The organism is Ruegeria arenilitoris (assembly GCF_013031355.1).
GTDB lineage: Bacteria > Pseudomonadota > Alphaproteobacteria > Rhodobacterales > Rhodobacteraceae > Ruegeria > Ruegeria arenilitoris_C.
Genome location: NZ_WPZO01000005.1, coordinates 237942 through 263458, shown reverse-complemented (window position 1 = coordinate 263458; position 25517 = coordinate 237942). Strand labels below are relative to the sequence as shown.

Annotated in this window: 21 protein-coding genes; 12 read left to right on the top strand and 9 right to left on the bottom strand. The window is 60.1% G+C overall.

The genetic code is table 11. The annotated features are described in order from the left end of the window. The first annotated feature begins 34 nt into the window (after positions 1-34). The 10 genes from GOX63_RS14155 to GOX63_RS14110 all read left to right on the top strand — a co-directional run bounded on the left by GOX63_RS14155 (position 35) and on the right by GOX63_RS14110 (position 11278). Positions 35-1294, top strand: coding sequence for an ABC transporter substrate-binding protein (locus tag GOX63_RS14155; RefSeq protein ID WP_170546117.1), 1260 nt, complete (start codon positions 35-37; stop codon positions 1292-1294). 98 nt (positions 1295-1392) lie between these two features. Next, positions 1393-2316: a carbohydrate ABC transporter permease gene (locus tag GOX63_RS14150; protein ID WP_170546113.1), complete on the top strand. Its 924-nt coding sequence runs from the start codon at positions 1393-1395 to the stop codon at positions 2314-2316. 1 nt (position 2317) lies between these two features. Further along, positions 2318-3166, top strand: coding sequence for a carbohydrate ABC transporter permease (locus GOX63_RS14145; RefSeq protein WP_170326544.1), 849 nt, complete (start codon positions 2318-2320; stop codon positions 3164-3166). Between the two features lie 23 nt (positions 3167-3189). Continuing rightward, on the top strand, positions 3190-4530 hold the full coding sequence (locus tag GOX63_RS14140; RefSeq protein ID WP_170546111.1) for an alpha-glucosidase/alpha-galactosidase: 1341 nt from the start codon (positions 3190-3192) through the stop codon (positions 4528-4530). A 13-nt stretch (positions 4531-4543) separates the two neighbouring features. After that, positions 4544-6253 carry an IlvD/Edd family dehydratase gene (locus GOX63_RS14135; protein WP_170546108.1) on the top strand — a complete coding sequence of 570 codons (1710 nt, stop codon included), beginning with the start codon at positions 4544-4546 and terminating at the stop codon, positions 6251-6253. Next, positions 6253-7017: an SDR family NAD(P)-dependent oxidoreductase gene (locus tag GOX63_RS14130; protein WP_170326547.1), complete on the top strand. Its 765-nt coding sequence runs from the start codon at positions 6253-6255 to the stop codon at positions 7015-7017. The genes GOX63_RS14135 and GOX63_RS14130 overlap by 1 nt, the downstream gene beginning before the upstream one ends. Before the next feature lie 4 nt (positions 7018-7021). Continuing rightward, positions 7022-7915: a 2-dehydro-3-deoxygalactonokinase gene (locus GOX63_RS14125; protein WP_170546105.1), complete on the top strand. Its 894-nt coding sequence runs from the start codon at positions 7022-7024 to the stop codon at positions 7913-7915. After that, positions 7912-8517 carry a 2-dehydro-3-deoxy-6-phosphogalactonate aldolase gene (locus GOX63_RS14120; RefSeq protein ID WP_170546102.1) on the top strand — a complete coding sequence of 202 codons (606 nt, stop codon included), beginning with the start codon at positions 7912-7914 and terminating at the stop codon, positions 8515-8517. The genes GOX63_RS14125 and GOX63_RS14120 overlap by 4 nt, the downstream gene beginning before the upstream one ends. Then, positions 8514-9374: an SMP-30/gluconolactonase/LRE family protein gene (locus GOX63_RS14115; RefSeq protein WP_170546099.1), complete on the top strand. Its 861-nt coding sequence runs from the start codon at positions 8514-8516 to the stop codon at positions 9372-9374. The genes GOX63_RS14120 and GOX63_RS14115 overlap by 4 nt, the downstream gene beginning before the upstream one ends. Then, positions 9371-11278, top strand: a complete 1908-nt coding sequence (locus tag GOX63_RS14110; protein WP_170546096.1) for a beta-galactosidase — start codon at positions 9371-9373, stop codon at positions 11276-11278. The genes GOX63_RS14115 and GOX63_RS14110 overlap by 4 nt, the downstream gene beginning before the upstream one ends. 36 nt (positions 11279-11314) lie before the next feature. Here the strand turns inward: GOX63_RS14110 and GOX63_RS14105 are convergent, their stop codons facing one another. The 9 genes from GOX63_RS14105 to GOX63_RS14065 form a co-directional block, all read right to left on the bottom strand. Next, positions 11315-12622: an ABC transporter permease gene (locus tag GOX63_RS14105; RefSeq protein WP_170326552.1), complete on the bottom strand. Its 1308-nt coding sequence runs from the start codon at positions 12620-12622 to the stop codon at positions 11315-11317. Next, the gene (locus GOX63_RS14100) at positions 12619-13539 is read right to left on the bottom strand and encodes an ABC transporter permease (protein WP_170326553.1); all 921 of its coding nucleotides are present in this window, start codon (positions 13537-13539) and stop codon (positions 12619-12621) included. Before GOX63_RS14100 ends, GOX63_RS14105 begins: the two co-directional genes overlap by 4 nt. Before the next feature lie 12 nt (positions 13540-13551). Further along, positions 13552-14664, bottom strand: coding sequence for an ABC transporter ATP-binding protein (locus GOX63_RS14095; RefSeq protein ID WP_170326554.1), 1113 nt, complete (start codon positions 14662-14664; stop codon positions 13552-13554). A 118-nt stretch (positions 14665-14782) separates the two neighbouring features. After that, positions 14783-15907 carry an extracellular solute-binding protein gene (locus GOX63_RS14090; protein WP_170326555.1) on the bottom strand — a complete coding sequence of 375 codons (1125 nt, stop codon included), beginning with the start codon at positions 15905-15907 and terminating at the stop codon, positions 14783-14785. 148 nt (positions 15908-16055) lie between these two features. Next, entirely contained in the window at positions 16056-18020 is a 1965-nt protein-coding gene (locus tag GOX63_RS14085; RefSeq protein ID WP_170546093.1) for a beta-galactosidase, read from the bottom strand. Further along, the gene (locus tag GOX63_RS14080) at positions 18017-19663 is read right to left on the bottom strand and encodes an amino acid ABC transporter permease (protein WP_170326557.1); all 1647 of its coding nucleotides are present in this window, start codon (positions 19661-19663) and stop codon (positions 18017-18019) included. Before GOX63_RS14080 ends, GOX63_RS14085 begins: the two co-directional genes overlap by 4 nt. Before the next feature lie 65 nt (positions 19664-19728). Beyond that, positions 19729-20478, bottom strand: a complete 750-nt coding sequence (locus GOX63_RS14075) for a basic amino acid ABC transporter substrate-binding protein (RefSeq protein ID WP_170326558.1) — start codon at positions 20476-20478, stop codon at positions 19729-19731. Between the two features lie 22 nt (positions 20479-20500). Continuing rightward, positions 20501-21547 (bottom strand): LacI family DNA-binding transcriptional regulator, encoded by a 1047-nt coding sequence (locus tag GOX63_RS14070; RefSeq protein ID WP_170326559.1) that lies wholly within the window; start codon positions 21545-21547, stop codon positions 20501-20503. After that, complete coding sequence (locus GOX63_RS14065; RefSeq protein ID WP_170546091.1) at positions 21547-22299, bottom strand: sugar phosphate isomerase/epimerase family protein; 753 nt, start codon at positions 22297-22299, stop codon at positions 21547-21549. Before GOX63_RS14065 ends, GOX63_RS14070 begins: the two co-directional genes overlap by 1 nt. Positions 22300-22583: 284 nt before the next feature. Here GOX63_RS14065 and GOX63_RS14060 point away from each other — a divergent pair, with 284 nt between their 5' ends. Both GOX63_RS14060 and GOX63_RS14055 read left to right on the top strand, forming a co-directional pair. After that, a complete protein-coding gene (locus tag GOX63_RS14060; RefSeq protein ID WP_170546088.1) occupies positions 22584-24542 on the top strand; it encodes a family 1 glycosylhydrolase in 1959 nt (652 codons plus the stop codon). A gap of 38 nt (positions 24543-24580) precedes the next feature. Beyond that, on the top strand, positions 24581-25507 hold the full coding sequence (locus GOX63_RS14055; protein WP_170546219.1) for a carbohydrate kinase family protein: 927 nt from the start codon (positions 24581-24583) through the stop codon (positions 25505-25507). Positions 25508-25517 lie beyond the last annotated feature (10 nt).

The following is a 25517-nucleotide window of genomic DNA, read 5'->3' as shown; positions in this document are numbered from 1 at the left end:
TAAAAAGTAAAAATGGAAGCTAAGGGAGGAAACCATGCATTCCATGTTCAAGCGCACAGCAGCGGCGCTGGTGGCCAGTGTGGCACTTGCCGCACCTGTTGCGGCCGAGCTGACCGGCGAGCTGAGAATCTTTCTCGACACATCGAACCCGGCGCCGCGCGCGACGATGGAAGCGATGATCGAGCGGTTCGCGGCCAAGCACCCGGGGCTGGAGATCGAAACCACCGTGATCGACCGCGAGGCCTACAAGACGCAAATCCGCAACTTCCTGACAGCCGACACGCCGGATGTTGCGACATGGTATGCAGCCAACCGGATGAAGCCCTATGTCGAAGCTGGACTCTTCGAAGACGTCTCGGACCTATGGGCCGAACCTGAGATTGCCGACAACCTGGCTTCGACCAAAGGCGCGATGACCATCGACGGCAAGCAGTGGGGCGTGCCCTATACCTACTACCAGTGGGGTGTTTACTACCGCAAAGACATCTTTGATGAGCTGGGCCTAACCGAGCCGACCACATGGGAAGAAGAACTAGCCAACTGCCAGAAGATCGTCGATTCGGGCCGTGCCTGCTATACCATCGGCACCAAGTTCCTGTGGACCGCCGGTGGCTGGTTCGACTACCTGAACATGCGCACCAACGGGTTCGACTTCCACAACCAGCTCGCCAATGGCGAAATCAGCTGGGAAGACGACCGGGTCAAGCAGACCTTCGCCAACTGGAAACAGCTGATCGACATGGGTGCGTTCATCGACAACCACCAGACCTATAGCTGGCAAGAAGCCCTGCCCTTCATGGTCAACGGTGAAGCCGCGGCCTATCTGATGGGCAACTTTGCTGTTGCACCCTTGCGCGAAGCTGGCCTGACCGACGATCAACTGGATTTCTACCAGTTCGTCGCCATCAACCCCGATGTCGAACTGGCCGAAGATGCCCCGACCGATACGTTCCACATCCCGGCCAACGCCTCGAACAAAGAAGCCGCACGAGAGTTCCTGCGCTTTGCCGTTTCACCGGATGAACAGACCGAGATCAACAATGGCGCAAACCTCGGCCAGCTGCCTGTGAACGCACAATCTGCAGTGGATGACGACAAGTTCCTGCAACAGGGCTTCACCATGCTGTCTTCTAACAGCCCCGGTGGCGTCGCTCAATTCTGGGACCGCGATGCGCCTGCGGAAATGGCCAAAGTGTCGATGGAAGGCTTCCAGGAGTTCATGGTCAAGCCGGACAACGCCGACCGCATCCTGTCCAAACTGGAACGCGCCCGTCAGCGTATCTACGACAACTAAACCGGTCAGGCCGGGCTCAAGCCCGGCCTGCACCCAAACCTGCGTAAGGCGGGTGCTAACCCGTCTTACTCCTTTGACCAAAACCCTCGAGTATCCGCATGTCAGCCGTTGAAGCCCCCGAACAGGAAAGCTGGTTCCACAGAAATCAACAGCGCATCGCGCCCTGGCTGTTTCTGGCCCCCGGCCTGCTGTTCTTCATGGTCTATGTGATCATCCCGGTATTCCAATCCTTCAATCTGTCTCTGTACGAATGGGACGGGCTAGGGGCTGCCGAATATGTCGGGTTCAGAAACTACGAAGACCTCTATTGGGAATGGGTGGACCGAGATGCGTTTTACACCTCGCTCAAAAACAACCTGATCTGGCTGATCCTGTATCTGGCAGCGATCCCGGCGGGCTTGTTCATTGCGTTGTTCCTAAACCAGACGGTCTGGGGCATCCGCCTGTATAAGTCGCTGTTTTTCTTTCCCTTCGTGATCTCACAGGTCGTCGTCGGCCTCGTGTTCACCTGGTTCTATGATCCGACCTTTGGCCTGCTAAACGAATTCCTCAGCCTCTTCGGCATGGGCCCGCTGAATGTCTTGGGCGACGAACGCTTTGTCACCTACGGCATCATCTTCGCCGGTCTCTGGCCGCAGACAGCCTATTGCATGATCCTGTACCTGACCGGCCTGAACGCCGTGGACCCCGAACAGATCGAGGCTGGACGCCTGGACGGCGCCAAGGGCCTGCGGATGCTGTGGCACATCATCCTGCCACAACTGCGCCCCGCGACCTTCATCGCCTTTGTTGTGACCATCATCGGCGCGTTGCGCAGCTTCGACCTGATCTCGATCATGACCCAGGGCGGGCCGTTCGGCTCATCCCGCGTGCTGGCCTATTACATGTTCGAGGTCGCCCTGTCCGAATACGGCTTCCGCATGGGATACGGTGCCGCCATCGCGGTGGTCCTGTTCCTGATCATGCTCTGCTTCATCGCCTATTTCCTGTGGTCGATGTACCGCGAAGAAAGGGGGCACTGAGATGTTTCCCAAGCCCATCGAAAAACAATCCCGCGCGGCGCAAATCAGCTATCAGGCCATGTTGCCGCTGGCCTTGCTGCTCTGGCTCGGACCCCTCCTGGCGGTCGCCCTGTTCTCGGTCAAACCGGCGGCGGATTTCACCAATGCAAACTACTGGGGTATGCCGTCCAGCTTTGAGGGTGCGTTCAACTATGGGCAGGTATTCTTCAACTCGGACATGCCACGGTATTTGTTGAACTCGTTCCTGATCACCATACCGACAGTAATCGGAGCAGTGGCGCTCAGCTGCATGACCGGTTTCGCACTCGGCATCTATAAATTCAAATCGAACCTCTGGATCTTCTTCATGTTCGTGGCAGGTAATTTCGTGCCCTTCCAGATCCTGATGGTTCCGGTGCGCGATCTGACCCTGCAACTGGGCCTCTACAACACCAAAACCGGCCTGGTTCTGTTCCACATCGCCTTCCAGACCGGGTTCTGCACGCTGTTCATGCGTAACTTCATCCGCGCGCTGCCCTTTGAACTGATCGAGGCCGCCCGCGTCGAAGGCATCAGCGAATGGCGCATCTTCTGGTACGTGGTCCTGCCGCTGATGAAACCGGCGATTGCGGCGCTCAGCGTTCTAATCTTCACCTTCATCTGGAACGACTATTTTTGGGCCGTGGTCCTGACCCAAGGCGCTGAAAGCCAACCTGTCACCGCAGGGATCACCAGCTTCAACGCCCAGTTCCGCGCCGCCTATCAGTTGATGAGCGCCGGCTCTATCGTCGCGGCCTTGCCGCCGGTGGCCATGTTCTTCCTCATGCAGAAGCACTTCATCGCGGGCCTGACCCTCGGTGCCGTAAAATAACGTCAAACCAGAGGTTTGCCTCAATGACAAAGATCACCTTTATCGGAGCGGGCTCCACGATCTTCATGCAGAACATCGTGGGCGACGCTCTGCTGACCCCCGCTCTGGCCGACAGCCATTTCGCCTTGATGGATATCGACCCCGAGCGTCTGGCCGAAAGCGAAGCTGTGGCCCGCGCCATGATCCGTTCGGTTGGAACCGGAGCAACCGTCACCACCCACACCGACCGCCGCGCAGCACTGGACGGCGCCGATTTCGTGATCACCGCCTTTCAGGTCGGCGGGTACGATCCTTGCACGATCACCGATTTCGAAATCCCCAAACAATACGGCCTGCGCCAGACCATCGCTGATACGTTGGGTGTCGGAGGCATCATGCGCGGTCTGCGCACGGTTCCGGTTCTGTGGGACGTGGCGCGCGACATGATGCAATTGTGCCCGAATGCGACGCTGCTGCAATACGTCAACCCGATGGCGATCAACACCTGGGCCCTGGCCGAGCAGTTCCCTTCGCTGAAACATGTTGGCCTTTGCCACTCGGTCCAGAACACGGTCGAGGAATTGGCGCATGACCTTGACCTTCCCAAGGATGAGTTCCGTTACAAGGTCGCTGGCGTCAATCACGTCGCCTTTTTTCTGAAACTGGAACATCAGGGGCGCGACCTCTACCCTGCGCTGCGGCAAGGTTATGCCGGCGGCCAGATCCCAAAGGCCCCGCTGCTGATGCCGCGCTGCCCCAACAAGGTGCGATACGAGGTGATGGACCATCTCGGCTATTTCTGCACCGAAAGCTCCGAGCATCTGGCCGAATACGTCCCGTGGTTCATCAAGGACGGACGGCAGGATCTGATAGAACATTTCTCGATCCCGCTGGACGAATACCCCACTCGTTGCATCGAACAGGTCGCCAACTGGAAGGAACAGGCCAAAACCCTGACCGACGGGCGCGATATCGAGGTGATCCGCAGCCACGAGTTTGCTGCCGACCTGATGAACGCCATCGTCACCGACACGCCCTATGTGGCCTATGGTAACCTGCCGAACACTGGACAAATCCCGCAGCTGCCCTTGGGTGCGGCGGTGGAAACGCCGTGCCTGGTGGACAGCAATGGCGTGCAACCCTCAGTCGTCACCGATATCCCACCGCAGCTGATTGCCCTGATGCGGACACAGATCAACGTGCAGGAATTGACCGTGCGCGCGCTGGTCGACCAAAACCCGGAATACATCTATCACGCCGCCATGATGGACCCGCACACCGCCGCCGAGTTGGACCTGCGCCAGATCCGTAATCTGGTGACAGACCTTCTTACCGCACATTCAGACTGGCTGCCTGACTGGTGCCAGCCCGCCAAAGCCGCTTGAAAGGGCTCCGCGAATGACCAAGAAACGCCGTTCACAGCATTGGTATGGAAAGCTCGACAAGGACGGGTTTATTCACCGCTCGTGGATGAAGAACCAGGGTTTTCCCGATCACGCCTTTGACGGACGCCCCATTATTGGCATCTGCAACACTTGGTCGGAACTCACCCCCTGCAATTCGGGTCTGCGCGATCTGGCCGAGGGCGTGAAACGCGGGGTGTGGGAGGCCGGAGGCTTCCCCGTCGAGTTCCCGGTCATGTCACTGGGCGAGACTCAGATGAAACCCACCGCCATGCTGTTCCGCAACCTGCTGGCCATGGATGTCGAAGAGTCGATCCGCGCCTATGGCATCGATGGCGTCGTTCTGCTGGGTGGGTGTGACAAGACCACGCCGGGTCAGTTGATGGGCGCAGCCTCGGTCGATCTGCCGTCCATCGTCGTCAGCTCCGGCCCGATGCTGAATGGGAAATATCGCGGGCAGGATATCGGTTCGGGCACGGATGTGTGGAAATTCTCAGAGGCCGTCCGCGCCGGGGAGATGACCCTGCAGGACTTCATGAACGCCGAATCCGGCATGTCCCGCAGCGCAGGTGTCTGCATGACGATGGGCACAGCCTCGACCATGGCTTCGCTGGTCGAAGCGATGGGCATGTCCTTGCCCACCAACGCCGCGCTGCCTGCTGTCGACGCCCGCCGCATGGCGCTGGCGCATCTGACCGGCAAGCGGATTGTCGAGATGGTGGACGAAGACCTGAAACCCTCGGACATCCTGACCAAGGAAGCGTTCGAAAATGCCATTCTGACCAACGCCGCCGTGGGTGGATCGACCAATGCGGTGGTTCATCTGCTGGCGCTGGCGGGTCGTGTGGGCGTGGACCTGACGCTGAAGGATTTCGAGATCGGCTCGGAAGTTCCGTTGCTGGTGAACTGTATGCCTTCGGGCAAGTACCTGATGGAAGATTTCTGTTATGCAGGCGGCGTGCCGGTCGTTCTGAACGAACTCAAACCCTTCCTGCGCCCAGCCAAAACTGTACTGAACAAAGATATCTCGGCCCATTACGAAGGGGCCGAGTGTTTCAACACCGACGTCATCCGCCCCTTCAACGATCCGGTAAAACCTGCTGCGGGCCTGCGGGTTCTGAAAGGCAATCTGGCCCCGAACGGCGCCATCGTTAAACCCTCGGCGGCAACGGATGAATTGTTGGAAACCGAGGCCGAGGTTTACGTTTTCGAAAACATCGAAGACCTGAAAGCCAATATCGACCGCGACGACCTGCCGGTCACGCCCGAGACCATTCTTGTGCTCAAGGGCTGCGGCCCCAAGGGCTATCCTGGGATGCCCGAGGTCGGCAACATGCCGATCCCGGCCAAGCTGGTGAAAGAAGGTGTCCGCGACATGATCCGCATCTCGGACGCGCGCATGTCCGGCACCGCCTATGGCACTGTCATCCTGCATGTCAGCCCCGAAGCACAAGCGGGCGGCACGCTGGCGCTGGTCAAAACCGGCGACCGCATCCGCGTGTCGGCCAGCAAGGGCGAGCTGGAGTTGTTGGTGGATGAAAAGGAACTGGACGCCCGCCGCGCCGCGTGGCAACCGGATGACCCGCACTATACCCGCGGTTACGCGAAACTCTATATCGACCACGTGCTGCAGGCCGATCAGGGCGCGGACCTTGATTTCCTCGTCGGCAAAGACACTCGCCTAGTGACCAGAGAGAGCCACTGATGGATCAACCAGCCACTTTCCACGATCTCAACGGAGCCTCGGTCTATATCACCGGCGGTGGGTCCGGTGTAGGCGCTGCCTTGACGGATGGTTTCATGGCGCAAGGGGCCAATGTCGCGTTCATTGGCCGTTCTGAGGCCAGCGGTTTCGTCGAAGAAATGCGCGACAAACACGGGCGTGCGCCCCTGTTCATGCAGGGCGACATGACCGATACCCAGTTGTTGCACGCCACCATGCAAGAAGCCGCCGAGGCGCATGGGCCGCTGAATGTGCTGGTCAACAACGCGGCCAACGACAAACGCCACTCGCTGGAAGAAACCACCACCGAGTTCTGGGATTGGATGATCGAGGTGAACCTCAAGGCCTATTACTTCGCCTGTCAGGAGGCCGCCCGGCAGATGACAAACGGGGGCGCGATCATCAATTTTAGCTCGATCAGCTACATGATGGGCAATGCGGGCTATCCGATCTACACCACCTCAAATGCCGGGATCACGGGCATGACGCGGTCCTTGGCGCGCGAGTTGGGGCCGCAGAACATCCGGGTTAATGCGCTGGCTCCGGGCTGGGTTCTGACGCAGAAACAATTGGATATGTGGGCCACGCCCGAGGATCTGGCCGCGCATATGGACCGCCAATGCCTGAAAGAACACCTGACGCCTGAAGACATGATTGCGCCGACCTTATTCCTGGCCTCAGACGCCAGCCGCGCGATGACCGGGCAATGTATGGCCGTCGATGGCGGCGTTGTCGTAACGGGGTAAAGCCATGAATACAGAGTGGATTGCTGTCGATTGGGGAACCTCGCATCTGCGGGCCTGGGCGATGCAGGGCGCTGCGGTGCTGGACCAGGCGCAGTCGGACAAAGGCATGGCGCGGGTGGACAAAGGCGGTTTCGAACCCGCGCTGTTTGAACTGATCGAAGGCTGGCTAAACGATGCCCCACTGGACGTGATCGCCTGTGGAATGGTCGGCGCGCGGCAGGGCTGGGTCGAAGCCCCCTATTCCGCCGTTCCCTGTGAGCCGACGCCAGTTGCCCCGTTTCGTGTACCCGGCACTGACCCCCGCATTCGCGCCTTCGTCGTGCCCGGTCTGAAACAAGTTGCGCCACCCGATGTCATGCGCGGCGAAGAAACCCAGATCGCGGGGTTTCTGGCCTCGCATCAGAACTGGGACGGTGTGATATGTCTGCCCGGCACCCACACCAAATGGGTGCAGGTCAGCGCCGGAGAGGTCGTTAGCTTTCGCACCTTCATGACCGGAGAGATGTTCGATCTGCTGGCCGGGCAATCGGTGCTAAAACACTCGGTCGGTCATGGGTGGGACGATGCCGCCTTTGCCGAGGCTGCGGCAGATACCCTGTCCAAACCCGAACAACTGGCCGCGCGACTGTTCGGCCTGCGCGCCGCCGATCTGTTGCAGGGTCAGGATAGCAGCGTTACCCGCGCTCAGCTTTCCGGCTTTTTGATCGGTGCGGAACTGGCCGCGACCCGCCCCTATTGGCTGGGGCAGCAACTGGCGATCATCGGGGCCGAGGGACTCTCAGACATTTACACCAAAGCCCTGCAACAACAGGGCGCGTTTGTCGAAACCGCCAACAGCACGCAATGCACACTGGCCGGCTTGCTGCAGGCCCGAAACCTGACGAGGCAAACCGCATGAGCCGTCCCATTATCGCCATTCTGCGCGGTCTGCGCCCGTCTGATGCCGCCGCCACTGGGCAGGCCCTGATCGAAGCCGGGATCGACAAGATCGAAGTGCCATTGAACTCACCCGATCCGCTGGAGTCGATCAGTATTATGGCCGCGGAATTCGGCGACCGCGCCCTGATCGGAGCAGGCACCGTTCTGACGACGGATCAGGTGGACGCGGTGGCCAAGGTCGGCGGCAGGCTGATCGTGTCGCCGAACTGCGACGCGCAGGTTATCTCGCACACCCATCAACTGGGTCTGGAAAGCTGGCCCGGCATTTTCACCCCGACCGAGGCATTTGCGGCCCTCAAGGCCGGGGCCTCTGGCCTGAAACTCTTTCCCGGCGCTCTGGCCGGTCCGGCGGGGCTGTCCGCCCTGCGCGCAGTGTTGCCCAAAGGTACGCTGATCTATGCCGTCGGCGGCGCGGGGCCCGAGAACTTCGACCAGTGGATCAAGGCCAGCGCCGACGGGTTCGGCATAGGATCGGCACTGTTCAAGCCCGGCATGGCCATCTCTGAGATCGCAGACCTCGCCGCGCGGATCGTGGCCGCCTATGACGAGGCCGCCGGATGAGCATCGTCTACGACGACCGCCCTTGCGAACTGGGTGAGGGGCCGCTTTGGCACCCCGAGCGGCAACAGCTTTTCTGGTTCGATATCATCGGCAAACGCCTGATGACGCGGGAAAACGGCGAACAGCATAGTTGGCAGTTCGGCGAACATGTCTCGGCTGCGGGCTGGGTCGACCGGGACAGGCTATTGATCGCCTCTGAAACGGGGCTTTGGCGATTCAGCCTGAAGACCGGGCAGAAAGAACTGATCTCCCCGCTCGAGGCAGGCACCCCGGTCACCCGCTCGAATGACGGGCGCGCGGACCCGTGGGGCGGGTTCTGGATCGGCACGATGGGAAAAAATGCCGAACCCGGCGCAGGTGCGATTTATCGGTACTGGCAGGGCGAGTTGCGGCAATTGGTGCCAAACGTCACGATCTCGAATGCGATCTGTTTCGCTCCGGACCGGTCCTGCGCCTATTACGCAGATACGGTCACGAAACAGGTTATGCTCCAGCCTTTGAACCCTGAAACCGGCTGGCCCGAGGGCGAAAGCACGGTCTTCCTCGATCTGCGCGTCGATGGAATTAACCCCGACGGCGCGGTGGTCGACGTCGACGGTAACATCTGGATCGCCCAATGGGGCGCAAGCCGCGTGGCCGCTTATACCCCTGCGGGCCAGTTCCTGACAGCGGTCGCCTTTGAGGCGGCGCATACCTCATGCCCCGCCTTTGGCGGAGATGATCTGACCACGCTGTTCTGCACCACCGCACGCGAAGGGCTGGATGCAGAGACATTGGCCAACCACCCAACCAATGGCATGACCTTTGCCGCCTCCGGCGCTGGCAAGGGACAAGCCGAGCACAGAGTCCTTCTATGAAGCCCGAACTTGGCGTTTGCTACTATCCCGAACACTGGCCCGAAGAGATGTGGGCCGAGGACGCCGCCCGCATGGTGGAAACCGGCCTGACATGGGTGCGGATCGGCGAATTTGCCTGGAGCCGGATGGAACCAAGTCCCGGCGATTTGCAATTCGACTGGCTGGATCGCGCGATTGGTGTGCTGGGGGCTGCGGGGCTCAAGGTAGTGCTGGGTACGCCCACGGCGACGCCCCCGCGTTGGATGTTGGACAAACACCCTGACATGCTGGCCGCGGATGCTCAGGGGCAACCGCGCAAATTCGGCTCGCGCAGGCATTATTGCTTTAGCCATCAGGGCTTTATCGAGGAGTGCACCCGCATCACGCGGATCATGGGGGAACGCTACGGACGCAACCCACATATCGCCGCGTGGCAGATCGACAACGAATACGGCTGCCACGAGACCACGGTCAGCTACAGCCAACCGGCCTTGCAGGCGTTTCGGCGGTGGCTGGCGGATCAGTATGGCTCGGTTGAGGCGCTGAACGCGGCATGGGGCAATGTGTTCTGGGCGATGGAATACGACAGCTTTGATCAGATCGACCTGCCCAACCTGACCGTGACCGAGCCGAACCCCGCCCACGTTCTGGCCTTTCGCCGCTTTAGCTCGGATCAGGTGGCGGTGTTCAACAAGGCTCAGGTCGATGTGTTGCGGCCGCTGACCGATGCGCCGCTGCTGCACAACTATATGGGGCGGATTCTGGATTTCGACCATTTCAAGGTCGGTGAGGATCTGGATATCGCCACATGGGACAGTTACCCGATCGGCTTCCTGTCCGATCGGCTTGAGGCTGACGAGGCGCACAAAACCGCGTTCCTGCAGCAGGGCGACCCGGACATGCAGGCCTTTCACCACGACCTCTACCGCGCTGTTGGACGTGGCCGCTGGTGGGTGATGGAGCAACAGCCCGGCCCAGTGAACTGGGCGCCTTATAATCCCGCCCCCCTGCCCGGCATGGTGCGCCTGTGGTCGCTTGAGGCCGTGGCACATGGGGCCGAGGTGGTCAATTATTTCCGCTGGCGCCAGGCCCCGTTTGCGCAGGAACAAATGCACGCAGGGCTACTGACCCCGAACAATGCCCCCGCCCCGGCCTTAGCCGAGGCCCGCCAGACAGCCGATGATCTGGCAAAGCTGGGCGCAGTCACCCAGACACAGGCAGACGCGGCCATCCTGTTCGACTACGCCTCGGACTGGGCGTGGACCACACAGCCGCAAGGGGCCGGGTTCAACTATTTCCGGCTGGTCTTCTCGGCTTATCGGGCCTTGCGGCGGGCCGGGTTATCGGTGGATATCCTCTCGGCGTCCGAAACGCCCAAGGCTGGGTACAAACTGATCCTCGCCCCCGGGCTGGCCACTATTGGCGAAAAGTCACAACAGCGCTTGGGTGACCTGACACTCTATGGCCCCCGCAGCGGAGCCATCACGCATGATTTTCAGATCCCAGAAGCGCGCCCCGGCCTGTCAGAACTGGATAGCGAGGTTGACCTCGTCGAAACTCTGCCCCCGAACGTGCGCCGCGAGGTCGTTGGCGGCGGCGCGGCTCAGCACTGGATCGATCGCCTGTCTGGCAGCGCCCAGGACCTGCTGACCTACACCGACGGGACTTCTGCCCTGAAGGGGGAAAACGGGGCCTGGTATCTGTCCGGCTTCCCGGATGAGGTCCTTTGGGATCGGGTGATCTCTATGGCAGCGCAAGAGGTCGGACTGACCCAGCATCTCCTGCCCGCAGGATTGCGCCGGCGCGAGACCGAACAGCACGTTTTTCTGATCAACTACACCTCTGCCCCCGTGTCATGGAACGGGCTTGAGATTGATGCCTGCGACGTGCTGATCCTAAAAAAGGACGCGCCCGAAGAGGGGTAACTCTCCGGGCGCGTGGGTTTCTGTCAGGCGTGACACCTAGTCATCGCTTTGCAGGCTGTTGGGATCAAAAGCCCCACCGAAGCCGCCATTGCTGGCAGGCGGCGTTTCGGGTTCCGCTTCGCCCTCATCGCTGTCACCGCCCAAGGTATTCGGTGCAAACACGTTGCCAAAACCAGAGTTATTGGTGCCGGTGTCTGGCTCTGCTTCCTCCTCGGTTGATCCGGGTTGTAGATCACCGGGCTCAAACACGCCTTCGAAGCGCTGTTTGCGTTCCTCTTCACGCAGTCTGCGCTGTTCTTCGCGCTGCTTACGCAACTCCTCGATACGCTGCTGGGCTTCCAGTTGCTTTTGCTCACGCACGTCGGCGATACATTGCGCCGGGTTGTAAGCCGTCGCGGTGCCGATCACGGTGATGGTGGCCACTGCGAATACAACCACAAGAACCGCTGCCATATTGCCGGAGAAGAAGCTGGGCAGTTTGATCTTGCCCGCCAACTCCTCGACCGTGGCATTCTTGCGCGCGGCGGCAACCAGCTCCTGCCGTTTCAGCTTGGCCTCGTTCAGCAAGGCAAAGAACACGGTCAACGCCACGATGATGAAGGCCAGAGCGGAAATCGACGGCGTGATGCCGTAGCGCACCTTTTGCGCCAGTTCGATGGTCAGCGTCGGGTATTCACCAAAGGTGAAGGTGGTGGTGTTGTAGTTCTCGAACGAAGCGAGGAACGCCAGCACCGCCGCCGAGGCAATCGCCGGACGCATGAAGGGCAGCAGGATTTTACGAAACGCCTGCGCGTGGGTCGCGCCGAGGTCCAGTGCGGCCTCGGTCAGCGCCACGTCATAGCGCTGCAGCCGCGCCACCAACACCAGCATGCAATAGCTGGCGATAAAGGTGGATTGGCCGATCACCGTCAGGAAGATGCCGTTGGACAGAAAACTGTCCGCACCCAGTCCCAGCATCCGGTTGATCCGGTCCCAGAACACCAGCGTCGAGATACCCAGAACCACGCCCGGGATCAGGATCGGCGCGATGATGACCGTGTAGTAGGTCGCCCGCAGCTTGGGCCAGATCTGCGTCAGCATCAGAGCGCCCGCCAGACCCATCGCCACTGACAGAACAACCGTCCCGGCCCCGATGATCAACGAGTTCTTGATACCGTTCAGGATACGCTGATCCTGGAACAGTTCGCCGAACCACTGGAAGGTCAGGCATTCCCACGGCGTCATTCTCGGGAAAGCCGAAGAGTTGAACGCCGTGACCGACATGATCACCAGCGGGCCCAGCAGGTACAGGAAGAAAATCGCCAGATAGACCCAGATGCTTATACGGAGGAAGGAATTGTTCATTTCCCGATATCCCCCATGTTCACCTTGAACAGGCGCATCATTGCCAGCACGAACAGGATACAGGTCACCAGCAGCACGATGGCGTAGGCGGCCCCCTGCGGCCAGTCATTATTGTCGTTGAATTGCTGATAGATCAGCTGCGTGAACCACAAGCTGGACGGCCCACCCAGAATCTGCGGTGCAGCCAGCGCACCTGCAGACAGCATGAAGACCATGGTACAGCCCGAGCTGATGCCGGGTTTGGCGTAGGGGATTACTACCCGCCAGTGAATACGCCACCATGGCGCACCCAAATCCCGTGCAGCTTCGATCTGGTTTCCGTCCAGACTTTCAATCACATTGTACATCGGGAAGATCATCAACAGGATGTAGGCGTACCCCAGACCGGCATAGAGCGCGATGTCATTGCGAATGAAGTCAAACGGTGTGTCCCAGATGCCCAAACCCATGAACAGGGTGTTCAGCACGCCGGTCTCGCCGAAGATGATCCGCAACGCAAAGGCCCGCAGGATTTCGTTGATCCAGTAGGGGATGATCAGCATGATCGCGAAGATGCGAATATGGTTGCCCTTGGACTGACCCAGATAATAGGCAATTGGATAGCAGATGATCAGGTTGAAGATCGTCACACACACGGCCGCAAGAAGCGTGCGGAAAAAAACGCGCAGATCGACTGCGTTATAGTTCTGACTGCCGCCTTCGGGGCCGTAGATCAGATATTTGTAGTTCTCCAGCGTATAAACGTCTTTTGGTCCGCCGATCTCTGGTGGCGGCAGGTTCGGACGGAATGAGAAATCGAGCATCGACAGCTGCGGCAGGATGATCAGGCCGATGGTCCAGAACAGGACCAGACCCAATATCGCCAGCCCCATGCCGGTGCCGTTGCGGTTGAAGAAGTCCTTCAGAAAGCGGGGCATGTGGTCTTCCCCCTATTCCGCGGCCAGTTCACCCGCCGGAACCAGAACCGCGTTCTGGGTTTCATATTCCAGCGTGATGTTCTGTCCGGTGTGATCCTTAAAGGACTGACCGTGGTTCGGGATCGACACCTTGATCTCTTTGCCGCCCTCACCTTCGGTGAAGATGTTGAAGACATTTCCTTCGAATTCTTCATGGTTCACCCGCGCGGTGACGAAGTGATCACCGGTGGCGCCGTCGGGTGCGATAGCCAGGGCTTCGGGGCGGATGAACATCATGGCGTCGTCGCCCACTTTCATCGTGCCCTGATTGGCCGTCGAAATCCGCGCGACCAGATCCCCCGAGCGGTTGGTCTCGATCAGCGCCTCACTGCCCATGACCTGCTTGATCTTTCCACGGAACACGTTGTTTTCGCCTACAAATGAGGCCGCAAAGGCGGTGTTGGGGTCGTTATAAATCGTCTTGCCATCCGCGATCTGATCAATCACCCCGGCCCGCATGACGGCGATGTTGTCCGACATGGTCAGGGCCTCGCCCTGATCGTGGGTGATGTAGATGAAGGTGATGCCGACCCGCTGCTGAATTTCCCGCAGTTCCGTCCGCATGTGTTGACGCAGCTTGAGGTCGAGTGCCGACAGCGGCTCGTCCAGCAACAGCACATCCGGCTCGGCGCACAAAGCACGCGCAATGGCTACACGCTGACGTTGACCACCCGAAAGCTCACTGGGCAGCTTATCGCCCTGTCCCGGCAGCGCGATCATGTCCAGCAATTCGTCGGCGCGCTTGCGGCGTTCCTTGGCGCTGGCACCTTTGATCTCCAACGAGAACGTGATGTTCTCCCACACTTTCATCAGCGGGAACAACGCCAGGTTCTGAAAGATCAAAGCCGTCGGACGCTTGTTCGGGCCGATGCCTTGCATGTCGTTGCCGCCGATCAGAACCCGGCCCTCGCTTGGGTCTAGAAAGCCCGAGACCGCACGCAGGATCGTTGTCTTGCCGCAGCCCGAGGGGCCAAGGAACGAAAAGAAATCGCCTCCGTTGATATTCACATTGGCGTCCCGCACGGCGACAAAGTCACCGAAACGGATCCACAGATTTTCAAGATCTACACCGACCCCTGCACTCATTTTTGGTATCTCCGTCAGGTGCGGTTGCTGACCGCACCAAAATAGGGTCCGTCACGCCGAAACGGCGCGCGAATGGATAGCCCCCCGCGCAATGGCGGAGGGCAGCGTTTCAAAGCAATCAGGCGCTTTTGAACTTGTTGACAAACTCGGTGCGGGTTTCCGCATACCACGGCGCTTCGGCCGGCCATGGGTTGAGGTTCGCCAGCGAGTCACCCGGATAGGCCTCGGCAAAGTTCTTCTTGTAGGTGTCGCCCGAATACTGGTCGGCGCCCAGAACCGGCGAGTTGTAGCCGTGGCTGTCAATCGCAACACCGGCCGGTTTCGCCTGGAAGGCGAAGTCGATGAAGGCATAAACTTGGTCGATATTGGCCGCGCCTGTCGGCATCGCCATACCGTCAACCCAGGCCATCGCACCTTCGATCGGGGCTTGATAATGCACCGGCTCACCCGCCGATTTCAGCGCCAGCGGCGGACCATCCCAGGTTTGACCGACCACAACGCCTTCGTTCAGCAGACCGTTCTTTTGGGTGTCGGCATCGTTCCAGATCAGCTTGATCCGGTTCTTACGCGCGATACACCAGTCGGTGATCTGACCCCAGACCTTGCGCATGGTTTCCTCGTCGCCATACGCGGCCCAGACCGAGCCCGGCTCCATCTCACCGGCGCGTTCCATGTAAAGGCCTGCGCCCAGCATCATCGAATGCGCGCGGCCCATGGTCTTGCCGGCGTTTTCTTCGGACCAGACATCGCCATAAGACGGCGCGTCGCCTTCCGGCAGCCACAGGTCGGTGCGATAGGCGATACCCTCGGTGCCCCAGATATGCGGCAGCCAGTGCACGCCGCTGTCACCGAAGTTCCACGCATCCGTGCCGATTGCGGCCATCGCCGGGTTCACCAGATCGATCGGAACCTTGTTCATGTCGAAGGGTTGCAACAGCTCCAGCGGCTCCCATTGCAGCGAGCGGTTGTTGGTCGGCGACACGATGTCAAAGCCCTGACCCTTGGTCGCCTTCATCTTGTTGATGATTTCTTCGTTCGACCCGATACCGGTGTAGTTCACCTTGATCCCGGTCAGAGTCTCAAACTCCTGAATGAAGCTGGGCGGCAGGTAATCCGACCACATCAGAATGTTGATCTCACCCGAGGACGCCAGCGCGCTTTTGCTATAAAGCGGTGCCGCCAGCGCAGCAGCACCCGCGCCTTTCAGGACAGAGCGTCTGGAAAGCGTTTTCCGTTCAGCCATTTTCGTTTCTCCCGTTGTTGGACTTTGTAGTCTTTTTGTTTTGTCAGTGCAGGCTAGACCTTTGCCGCAGCGCTGTCAGTCCAAAAGTGACAGTTATCAGTTTTCATAGGTCCAGTTTGCGATCACGTCCGTCAGAACCGTGAACAGGTCACGGTTCCACCCAGACTGAGACACCATAGGACGGGATTTCTGAAGTACCAAACAGATAGTGACGTTCTTCGCGATCAGGCAGAACCTGCGTGGCCGCGCTGAAATTGAAGGCGAAGAACAGCTCTCCTCGGCGTGTGATGCGCACATCCCGGTTGTTTTCCGTTACTGGGATGTCTGCCCAGTTCAAGACCTGTGCCAGAACGGCCTGCAACAATGGCCCGCGCGGAATCATCGCCAGGTACATCGCCCGATCCGACTGCACAATCGCCGGGCTGCCGTTGCGGTAAGCGCTTGAAAAACGGGCTGTTACCGAATGTTTGGTCTCGATGATTTCGCGCCAACCGGTGAATTCGTGCTGGGTTCCATCCTGCAACCGCACCGATTCCCGGGCCAGATCGGGCAGTGATTCGACCCTCAACACCCGGACACCGGCCAGATCGGCCAACTCTCCGGGGGCGAGGTTTTGGGGCGTGTGCATATCGGCGGTCTTGCTGCCCGCGCGGGCCCCGATCAGCAGCCTTGCCTGACTGCCCCGCAATCGTTTCGCAAGTTCCGGCGACACGATCATGCTTTGCGGTAATACGATCAGCTCATAGCCGGTCAGGTCATCCTCTGGCCCGACAAAATCCAGATCGACACCAAGGGACCGCAGCCCGGCATACCATTCACGGAAGATTTGCGCATTCGGGAACGCATCGTCATGGGGCAGGATATTTGCAGCCCAGATAGACGTGTAATCCAGCAGGATCGCCACTGATGCCCGCTGGCGCGCGGCCGGAGGCAATGCCGCCCGCTCCTGAACTACCTGCGCCAGTTCCAACGCGGCCTGATCCGGGCTGCCGTCCGAGCGCAACAGGGCGGTGTGAAACTGCTCTTGCGCGAACTTGGCCTGACGCCAGCGGAAAAACATCACCGCCTGCGCCCCGTGCGCATAGGCGGCCCATGTCCACAGCCGGACCATGCCGTCCGCAGGGGATGGGTTCTTTTCTGCCCAGTCCACCGGGCCGGGTTGCTGTTCCAGCACCCACATCCGGCCCCTGCCCTGCGACCGATAGAGATCACAGTGAAACCCCTGATAGTCCGGCGCGCCCGTGCGCAGGTATCGGAGTTTGTCCTCATCAGACAGGGTCGATCCCAGAAGGTTGCCCAGCGGATAGCTGTCAAACCCGACGACATCCAAATCGGCCGCCACGGCGTGGTGGTCAAACTCGAAACTGCCGGCCATGAAGTTGTGGGTGATATCCCGACCCGGAGAATACTGCCGCAAAATATCCACCTGCGCCTTGTTGAACAGCCGTACCCGGTCCGAGGAATAGCGCGCAAAATCCAGCGCGTGGGTCGGGTTGGGACTGGCCACCAGCCCGTTGGGCAGTTCAATCTGGTCAAAGCTGGAATAAGCAGATGACCAGAACACGGTGCCCCACGTCCGGTTCAGGTTGTCGATGTTGCTGTAACGCTGCTCCAACCAGCGCCGGAACCCGTCGCGCGCCGCGTCCGAGTAGCTGAGCACCGTGTCGTGATCATTATACTCATTGTCGATCTGCCAGGCGTGAACCTGCGGGTTCTCACCATAGCGGCGCGCGTATTCGGTGGCTATCCGGCGGGACTCGGCCAGATAAACCTCGCTGGAAAAACAATAGTGCCGGCGGGACCCAAACCCCCTGACGCGCCCATCCGGGCCAACCGGCAGGATTTCGGGATGCTCATCGATCAGCCATTTCGGCGGTGCGGCTGTCGGCGTGGACATCATCACCCGCAGCCCGGCACTCCCCAGAATGTCTATCACCTCGTCCAGCCAGTCCCACTGGAATTGCCCACGCTCGGGTTCAATCAGGCCCCAGGTGAATTCGGCAATGCGCACCCAATCGAGGCCCATCTCGACCATCCGTTTGGCATCCTCGCGCCACAGCGACCGATCCCATTGTTCGGGGTAATAGCAAACCCCCAGTTCCAGCTTGCTCATCGGTCTTCCCTTGCCGTGCGGCGTTCGATCCATTTCAGGAAGCTGGCACAGCCCAGCGTGATCACGACATAGAGGATCGCCGCAGTGTTAAACGGAGCAAAAGGCAGGAAGCTTGCCGCCTGGAATTCGCGCATCCGCTGGGTCATGTCGCGCACCGACAGGATCGACAGCAGCGAAGTATCCTTGATCATCGCAATGAATTCGTTGCCCAAAGGCGGTGTCACGATCCGCAGCGCCTGCGGCAGGATGATCAGCCGCGCGGTCTGCCAGCGCGACAGGCCGAGCGAGCCGCCTGCCTCGATCTGCCCTCTGGGGATGGCTTCGATGCCGGATCGGAAAATCTCGGCCATATAGGCAGAGTATCCTACGGAAATCGCGATGATCCCGCGCGTCATGTTGGTCATGTCGATACCGCCGCCGGTGGCATCCTTGACCGCCCCCGCCAGCGGCAGGCCGATATAGAGAATGATCACCAGCATCGGAATACCGCGGATCGTGTCGACAAAGAACTCGGCGCCTACGGCCAGCGGATGCAGCTTGTGCTGGGCGCCGCCAACGGTCAGCGTCAGCAGCAGAAAGCCAAAGACGGCAAAGGCCAGTGCCGGATTGCGGTATTTGTCCGGCAGGAAACTGGTTTGCCAGATCACTGGATAGCCCTTGTTGTTCGTTCCGACTGGAACAAAGGCAGCCGAGACACTGTCTATGGTTTCGATCTGTTCCACCGCAGTGGCTGCATCGGGCGCGCTGCGGATGCGGTATTGCTGGCTTTCTCCCTCCTCCTGAAACTCACCAAAACGGATCATGTCCGCCTGCGCTTGCGGGGTGCCCCGCACGATGGCGATGCGGGCGTCCAACGTGCCGACAAGTTCGTATTTCACTTGGGGCTGCATGAAGAAGAACGCTGAAATGGCCAGCAAGGCCAGGCTGATGCAACCATAAGTGACGGTCGTGCGCGCTTTGGGTTTGAATGATTGCAGCCCAACCCAGATCAAGCCCAGAATGGCCGCAAAGATATAAGCGAAGATGGCCGCGCGGAACGTGATCGCCACGCCAGTGGCAAACTGCCAATGTGCCATGAACATCAGGTAGAACAGCACCGCACCGGTCAGGATTTCAAACCCCAACTGAACATAGCTGCGCGACCCATTGTGCAGGCGGGAAGACAGAAGGATGGCGGCTACGACAAGTGCGTATATCACCAGCACGATCTGCAAGCCGGTTTGAACGGCCTCGACCACCTCGGGGAACAGCACCCAGGTCTGCGAGGACCGGTCGATCAGGGTCGATGTGTTCTCGCTGAGCGCGTGAAAGAAGACGGACTCGGCAAAGGGCAACAGCACCTGTGGCGCAATGAACCCAAGAACCGCCAAGGCCACCGCCGCGGGTAACGCCGTCAGCGCCGAGATGCGCAACCACCCCGGAGCCGTCTGAAACCGCGCATTGCGGGCGCAGAGGTATCCAAGGATGGCCACCGCCAGAATAATCAGAAACCCGACAAAGATGGGCCCTGCGTTATTGCCGATCCCCAGAATCGCAATCAGCGAGCGCAGGTATTTCGACGAGGTGGCGAACAGGTAGATGATGAACGGAGCAGCGGCGAGCAACACAAGGTTGCTCGGACGGATCGAGCTTAGGCGCGACATGGGACCTCTCTGCTGATATGCGGCCCGGCCACCGGTGGCGCCGGGCCGTTACGGGAAGGACCGGGTTACTCGGTGCTCCAGTATTTGCCGATCAACGCGTCCAGGGTGCCGTCGGCCTTGATCGCCGCCAGCCCCTCGTTGATGGCATCCACGGTTGCGTCACCTTCCTGGAAGACAATCCCCAGCGGGTCGGATTGCAGCCCGGTGATCCCCACGGTCAGCTCACCCGCGAACTCCTGCTCGTAGGCGGCCGCCGAAGTGCCGTCGATGATAACGCCCTGCACATCAGCGTTCTGCAACGCCAGAATCGCGGCCGAGAAGTTGTCGTAGAGGCTGACATTCTCACGCCCGACCAGTTCTTCGGCCAGCTGCGCGTTGGTGGTACCGGTCTGCGCCGCCAGTTTCTTACCACCGGCCTTGAAGTCATCCAATGTCATGTCGCCATTGTCGACCTGCAGCAAGATGGCCTGACTAACCACGATATAAGGTTCCGAGAAATCCATTGTCTCTTCGCGTTCCGGCGTGATCGAAACGCCCGAGATCACCAGATCGAACTCTCCCTGCTGAAGCGCGGCAAAGATGCCGTCCCAGGCTGTGTTCACAAAGTTCGGAACGCAGTTCACCTTTTCGCAGATCGCATTCATCACATCCACGTCAAAGCCCACGATCTCACCGGTCGCCTCATCGACCGTTTCCATCGGCGGATAGGTGGCGTCGGTTCCGATCTTCAGCACTCGCCCTTCCAGATCGGCGGCAAAGACCGCCGGGGCGGCTATCGCGGTCAGGGCAGCTGCGGCCAGTAGGTTTTTGAACATCTTCAAGTACTCCTCTGTTGGTTTATTTGATGGACGCCGTTTGCGGCGCGGGGGTGTCAGGTTGGCGCTCGATAAGCGTGGCCCTGATCTTTTTCTGGGTCTCGGACGGGTCTGCCCCGTCCAGAGCTTTCAACATGTATTCGCCCAGCAGGCGGCTGGTCTCTTCGATCGGCACGTAATAGGTGCTGGGCGGCGGCACGAAATAACGACTCAGCTGCAGGTCATCGGTCGAAATCACCACCAAATCGCGACCAACCTGGAAGCCTGCGGCATGGGCGGCGGATAGCACGCCGAGTGTCATCGCCTCATTCGCACAGATACAGGCCGTGGGGCGATCCGGCAGCCGCATCAGTGCGTCAAAGCTGTGCTGCCCGGTGCGCGCCGTAGTCGGGCCGTTGAAGATCAAGGCCGGGTCCGGCGCGATCTGGGCATTGGCCAAGGCCTGTTCGTACCCGGTTTGACGCTGGCGCGCATAAATCAACTCGGTCGGAGGGTTGACCAAGGCAATGCGCCGGTGGCCCAGCCGTACCAGCCGCGCAGTAGCGTCGAAGGCGGCGGCCTGACTGTCGAAATCAACAAAGGCATGGGGCGTTTCGCTGTCACTCATTCCCATGGTCACAAAGGGGAACGCATTTTGTTGCAGATACACGATGCGCGGGTCACCGTGCAGCGTGCCCGAGAATATGACGCCATCGGCCAGCCCATCCTGAACGATCCGCGCCAATGTCGCCATGGCATCCGGGATATCTGCCACGTTGAACACGCTCATTTCATACCGCGAGCCCTGCAGCGCCGCAGAGATCCCGGCCAGAATGCGAGTGAACTCTACCCCCTCCCATTCCTCTGCCGCGTCCGGTGACACGCTGACCAGAACCGCGATGCGGTAAGATTTATTTGTGCGCAGCTTCAACCCGTCCATGTTGACGCGATAGCCAAGCCGGGTGGCAGCGGCCTGAATCTCTTGCCGGGTCTTTTCTTTGACTGACGCCGCCCCGCGCAATGCGTTCGAGACGGTGCCGACGGAATAACCGGTCTCTTTCGCGATGGACTTGATCGTCGCGCGCGCCATTACCCGACCTCGACCGCAAGCTGGCGCATCAGGAATGTTCGCCCTGTCCACAAGGTCTCGGCGTGGTTGGGCGTTTCGTCATGTTCAACGAACAGATCACTGCACGGGCTGTTTGCCAGAATGCGCAGCACGCGGGGCCAGTCCACCACGCCCTGACCCAGATTGCGCCAGCGCTCGTCCCCGTGGCCTGCCGACGGGTCTGCATCCTTGGCATGAACCGAAACGATCCGGTCCGCATAGCGCTGCAGCAGCTTTACCGGGTCCTGCTGCGAAACCTGCAACCACCCGATATCGGGCTGCCAATACAGGTTTTCGTGTGACAGGATCTGGTCCAGAGGCGTTTCGCCGGCACAGCCCACCAGATCGAAATCATGATTGTGATAGGCCACGCGAACACCCTGTGCTGCAAGCTGCGTCGCCCAGCCTGCCAGCCGATCCGCCATCGCCGCCCATTCCCTGGGTGCGGCGGGCCGTTCCTCGGGCTCCAGCCATGGCATTACGGCCACGGGGCATTGCAAAAGGCGCAACAGCTCCACGATTTCGTCGAACCGCGTTTCAAACTCGGGCCAGTCGAAATGCGCCGAGCGCACAGTCAGACCTGATCGCTCCACCTGCTGCGCCATATCCCGGGGGGCCAGATCATGGAACCCGATCGTTTCGATGTCCTCGAACCCGCAGGCGCCGATCAGTTCAAGCTGGGATGCCAGATCCCCAACCTGCCGAACGGTATAAAGCTGCGCCGCAATTCGCATTTACCGGTCTAATCCTTTTTGAAACGTTTCAATTAGGTTGAAACAGGGCAACCTCACTTGTCAAGACAAGGGTTCAGCTGCGCTTAAAGGCTCACTACGCGACCCGCCTTGCCTGACAAGCGGTCAGGATTCAGATGTTGTTAGCGCTATCAATTTTTGATATCGCCGAGCCCATAAGACCCAGCACAGCGCTTTAAGGCGTCACAACCCCGCACCAACTGGAATGCCGGAGGCCAAACTGATAGGTGGCACCCCTACCGGTCCCGCCCCAACAGGTACTGATCATGCAAGACATCCGCGCTGATTTTCCCAAGGACTTCCTCTTTGGCTTTTCGACCTCTGGCGGTCACCACGATTCTGAACCGCTGAACCTTGGCCCGGTGCAAAAGGCCGGGTTCGACTGCTATCGCTTTTCGACCAGTTGGGCGCATGTTCTGCCCGAAGGCAGGGGATCGGTGAATCAGGCCGGGCTGGACGACTACGACCGTCTTGCCGATGCCTTGCTTGAGTATGGTCTTCGCCCTTGTGTAACGCTCTGTGGCACCGATCTTCCCCTGGCGCTGGACGATCTGGGCGGCTGGCGAAACCGCGATGTTGCGGGCTGGTTTGCCGACTATACCGAAACCCTCATGAGCCGCATTGGTGACCGCATGTTCAGCGTTGCCCCGATAGACGCGCCTGCATGGCTCGGTGCCCCGGAATTGCGCGACGTCCGTACCACCACACGCAGGATGCATCACATGCTACTGGCCCATGGCCGCTCGATTGAGGCGATGCGCGGGCTGGGCATGACCAATCTGGGTGTGGAAATCCCTCTGAAATGGGCCGAGAACGACTCTCGTTCCGCTGACCTGTTAAGCGGCATATTCAACAACGCCTACCCGGAAGTCACGGTAGCAGAATTAGAGCCATACCTGCCGGAGGGCTGGCAGGACGATTTCGACATCATCGGTACTCCGGTTGACTGGTGCGGTTTGCATTGCGATGCCCGCGGACCAATCGACGCCGCAGCCTTGACCCGCATCCAGCAGGACTTCACCAAAGACCTGCCCCTCTATTTCATCGAAAACGGCAACTCGGAACGCCAGCAAGATCCCGCCCGGTTCAAACAGAACCTGCAGGCCGTGCACGAGGCTCTGGACCAGGGCGTGCCGGTGAAAGGCCTGTTTATCCACGCATCAGGGATTGAAGATCTGCCTGCTCTGGAAACCAAATTGAGAGGAAGCACGGTGTCTCTGCCCCTTGCACAGCCCGCCGGTGCCATGCACGAACACTGGAATCTGGTTGCAGATATTGGCGGGACCAATACGCGGCTGGGTGTGATTTCGAACGGCAAGCTGGCCGATCTGCGCAAATACCCGACGGGCACCCTGTCTGACTTGCTTGCGGTGTTTCACAGCCTGCGCGACGAGATCGGCACCGATCCGCGCGCCGTTGTAGCCGCTGGGGCCGGCCCGGTCAGGGACGGGACGATCCGCCTGACAAACGCAAATCTCGATCTTTCCGAGGCCGATATCAGCAAGGCCACCGGTGCGCAGCATACTTTTGTGATCAACGATTTCACTGCCGCCGCGTGGTCCGTTGCCGAAGTCACCGGCAACGACGTCGAGGTTCTGCAGGGGGAAACCACCCCGCCCCCCGGCACCAGGCTGGTGGTTGGACCGGGCACCGGGCTTGGCGTCGGCGCCCTGCTCTACTCCGATGGCCGCTACCACACGGCATCGGGTGAAGGCGGCCATGTCGGCCTGTCGCCCCGCCATGTGGATGAGGTCGAGATTTTCCGCGCCGCCCGCCACATCGCCCCGGATTGCTTTTTTGACGACACTCTGGTGCTAGAGGCCGAAATGTTCCTCAGCGGAACCGGCCTGCCAATCCTGTATCAGGCTGCCGGAATGGCCGCCGGTCAGGCCGATACGCCACAACGCAGCGCCCGGGACATTCTGGAGGACGCCCGCACGCAAACCGATCCGATTGCAGTGAAAACGGCGCATATGTTTACCACCCATCTGGGCGCGGTGATGGGCGATCTTGCGGTTGTGCTCATGCCCTCGGGCGGCGTTTTTCTTGTGGGCGGCGTCGCCGAAAAGAACCGCTGGCTGTTCAAGGACGCGTTCCGCGATGCGTTCAACGCGGGCGGTCGGTTCAGCGATCTTCGGCGATCGTTCAACCTGTATGTGTCGGAACAGGACGAATTTGGCATTGTTGGCGCTAACAATTTCTGTAAAAGTGCCCTGACGCGCTAAAATACGCGCTTGATCCCATGAAACAGAAAGGTCCCGGCATGATCCTATGCTGCGGTGAAGCCCTGATCGACATGATCCCCACCCCGACCGTTTCGGGCGGAGAAGGGTTTGTTCCCCATTCAGGCGGCGCCATTTTCAACACGGCCGTTGCGCTGGGGCGGCTGGGGGCTCCGGCCGGACTGCTGACGGGGCTGTCTTCGGATATGTTCGGGGAACAATTGGCCGACGCCCTACAGGCCAGCCATGTGGACGGCAGCCATGTGATCCGCTCGGACCGCCCGACAACGCTGGCCTTTGTGCGGCTGAAGGACGGGCACGCGTCCTACAGCTTCATGGATGAAAACTCGGCCGGGCGGATGTTGATGCCCGAGGATATGCCCAGCCAGTTGCCCGCCGTATCAGCCCTGTATTTCGGCGGGATCAGCCTGGCCTGTGAACCCTGCGCCGACGCCTATGCGGCGCTGCTGGACCGGCATGGGGCGGATCGGGCAGTGATGATCGACCCGAATATCCGGCCGGATTTCATCAAGGACCAGACCCGCTATCGCACCCGGCTAAACCGGATGATCGCGCAGGCGGATATCGTGAAGGTCTCGGATGAGGATCTGGACTGGATCGTGCCCGGCCCCGAAACCATCGCCGAGAAAGTGCCTTTGCTGCTGCAGGCAGGGCCAGCCGTTGTCATCGTCACCCGCGGCAGCGACGGCGCATCGGGCTATCTGGCGGATGGGTCCGAGACCTCGGTTCCTGTCCAACCGGTCGAGGTGGTCGATACGGTTGGTGCAGGCGATACCTTCAACGCCGGCGTTCTGGCCCAACTCGAAGACGCGGGCCACCTGAGCAAACCCGCCCTACGCGCCCTGACCCCTGACCAATTGCGCGCAGCCCTTTCCAAAGGGGCCGAGGTTGCTGCCGTCACCGTATCCCGCGCCGGGGCCAACCCGCCCTGGGCGCACGAGCTTTGACCCATAAGAG

Excerpts from the sequence above, each read along its gene's own strand:
- GOX63_RS14085 (WP_170546093.1), bottom strand. The coding sequence starts at position 18,020 with ATGAGCAAGCTGGAACTGGGGGTTTGCTATTACCCCGAACAATGGGAT.
- GOX63_RS14115 (WP_170546099.1), top strand. The coding sequence starts at position 8,514 with ATGAGCATCGTCTACGACGACCGCCCTTGCGAACTGGGTGAGGGGCCG.
- GOX63_RS14135 (WP_170546108.1), top strand. The coding sequence starts at position 4,544 with ATGACCAAGAAACGCCGTTCACAGCATTGGTATGGAAAGCTCGACAAG.
- GOX63_RS14130 (WP_170326547.1), top strand. The coding sequence starts at position 6,253 with ATGGATCAACCAGCCACTTTCCACGATCTCAACGGAGCCTCGGTCTAT.
- GOX63_RS14100 (WP_170326553.1), bottom strand. The coding sequence starts at position 13,539 with ATGCCCCGCTTTCTGAAGGACTTCTTCAACCGCAACGGCACCGGCATG.
- GOX63_RS14095 (WP_170326554.1), bottom strand. The coding sequence starts at position 14,664 with ATGAGTGCAGGGGTCGGTGTAGATCTTGAAAATCTGTGGATCCGTTTC.
- GOX63_RS14055 (WP_170546219.1), top strand. The coding sequence starts at position 24,581 with ATGATCCTATGCTGCGGTGAAGCCCTGATCGACATGATCCCCACCCCG.
- GOX63_RS14065 (WP_170546091.1), bottom strand. The coding sequence starts at position 22,299 with ATGCGAATTGCGGCGCAGCTTTATACCGTTCGGCAGGTTGGGGATCTG.
- GOX63_RS14105 (WP_170326552.1), bottom strand. The coding sequence starts at position 12,622 with ATGAACAATTCCTTCCTCCGTATAAGCATCTGGGTCTATCTGGCGATT.
- GOX63_RS14140 (WP_170546111.1), top strand. The coding sequence starts at position 3,190 with ATGACAAAGATCACCTTTATCGGAGCGGGCTCCACGATCTTCATGCAG.
- GOX63_RS14080 (WP_170326557.1), bottom strand. The coding sequence starts at position 19,663 with ATGTCGCGCCTAAGCTCGATCCGTCCGAGCAACCTTGTGTTGCTCGCC.
- GOX63_RS14145 (WP_170326544.1), top strand. The coding sequence starts at position 2,318 with ATGTTTCCCAAGCCCATCGAAAAACAATCCCGCGCGGCGCAAATCAGC.
- GOX63_RS14060 (WP_170546088.1), top strand. The coding sequence starts at position 22,584 with ATGCAAGACATCCGCGCTGATTTTCCCAAGGACTTCCTCTTTGGCTTT.
- GOX63_RS14075 (WP_170326558.1), bottom strand. The coding sequence starts at position 20,478 with ATGTTCAAAAACCTACTGGCCGCAGCTGCCCTGACCGCGATAGCCGCC.
- GOX63_RS14070 (WP_170326559.1), bottom strand. The coding sequence starts at position 21,547 with ATGGCGCGCGCGACGATCAAGTCCATCGCGAAAGAGACCGGTTATTCC.
- GOX63_RS14110 (WP_170546096.1), top strand. The coding sequence starts at position 9,371 with ATGAAGCCCGAACTTGGCGTTTGCTACTATCCCGAACACTGGCCCGAA.
- GOX63_RS14150 (WP_170546113.1), top strand. The coding sequence starts at position 1,393 with ATGTCAGCCGTTGAAGCCCCCGAACAGGAAAGCTGGTTCCACAGAAAT.
- GOX63_RS14155 (WP_170546117.1), top strand. The coding sequence starts at position 35 with ATGCATTCCATGTTCAAGCGCACAGCAGCGGCGCTGGTGGCCAGTGTG.
- GOX63_RS14120 (WP_170546102.1), top strand. The coding sequence starts at position 7,912 with ATGAGCCGTCCCATTATCGCCATTCTGCGCGGTCTGCGCCCGTCTGAT.
- GOX63_RS14090 (WP_170326555.1), bottom strand. The coding sequence starts at position 15,907 with ATGGCTGAACGGAAAACGCTTTCCAGACGCTCTGTCCTGAAAGGCGCG.
- GOX63_RS14125 (WP_170546105.1), top strand. The coding sequence starts at position 7,022 with ATGAATACAGAGTGGATTGCTGTCGATTGGGGAACCTCGCATCTGCGG.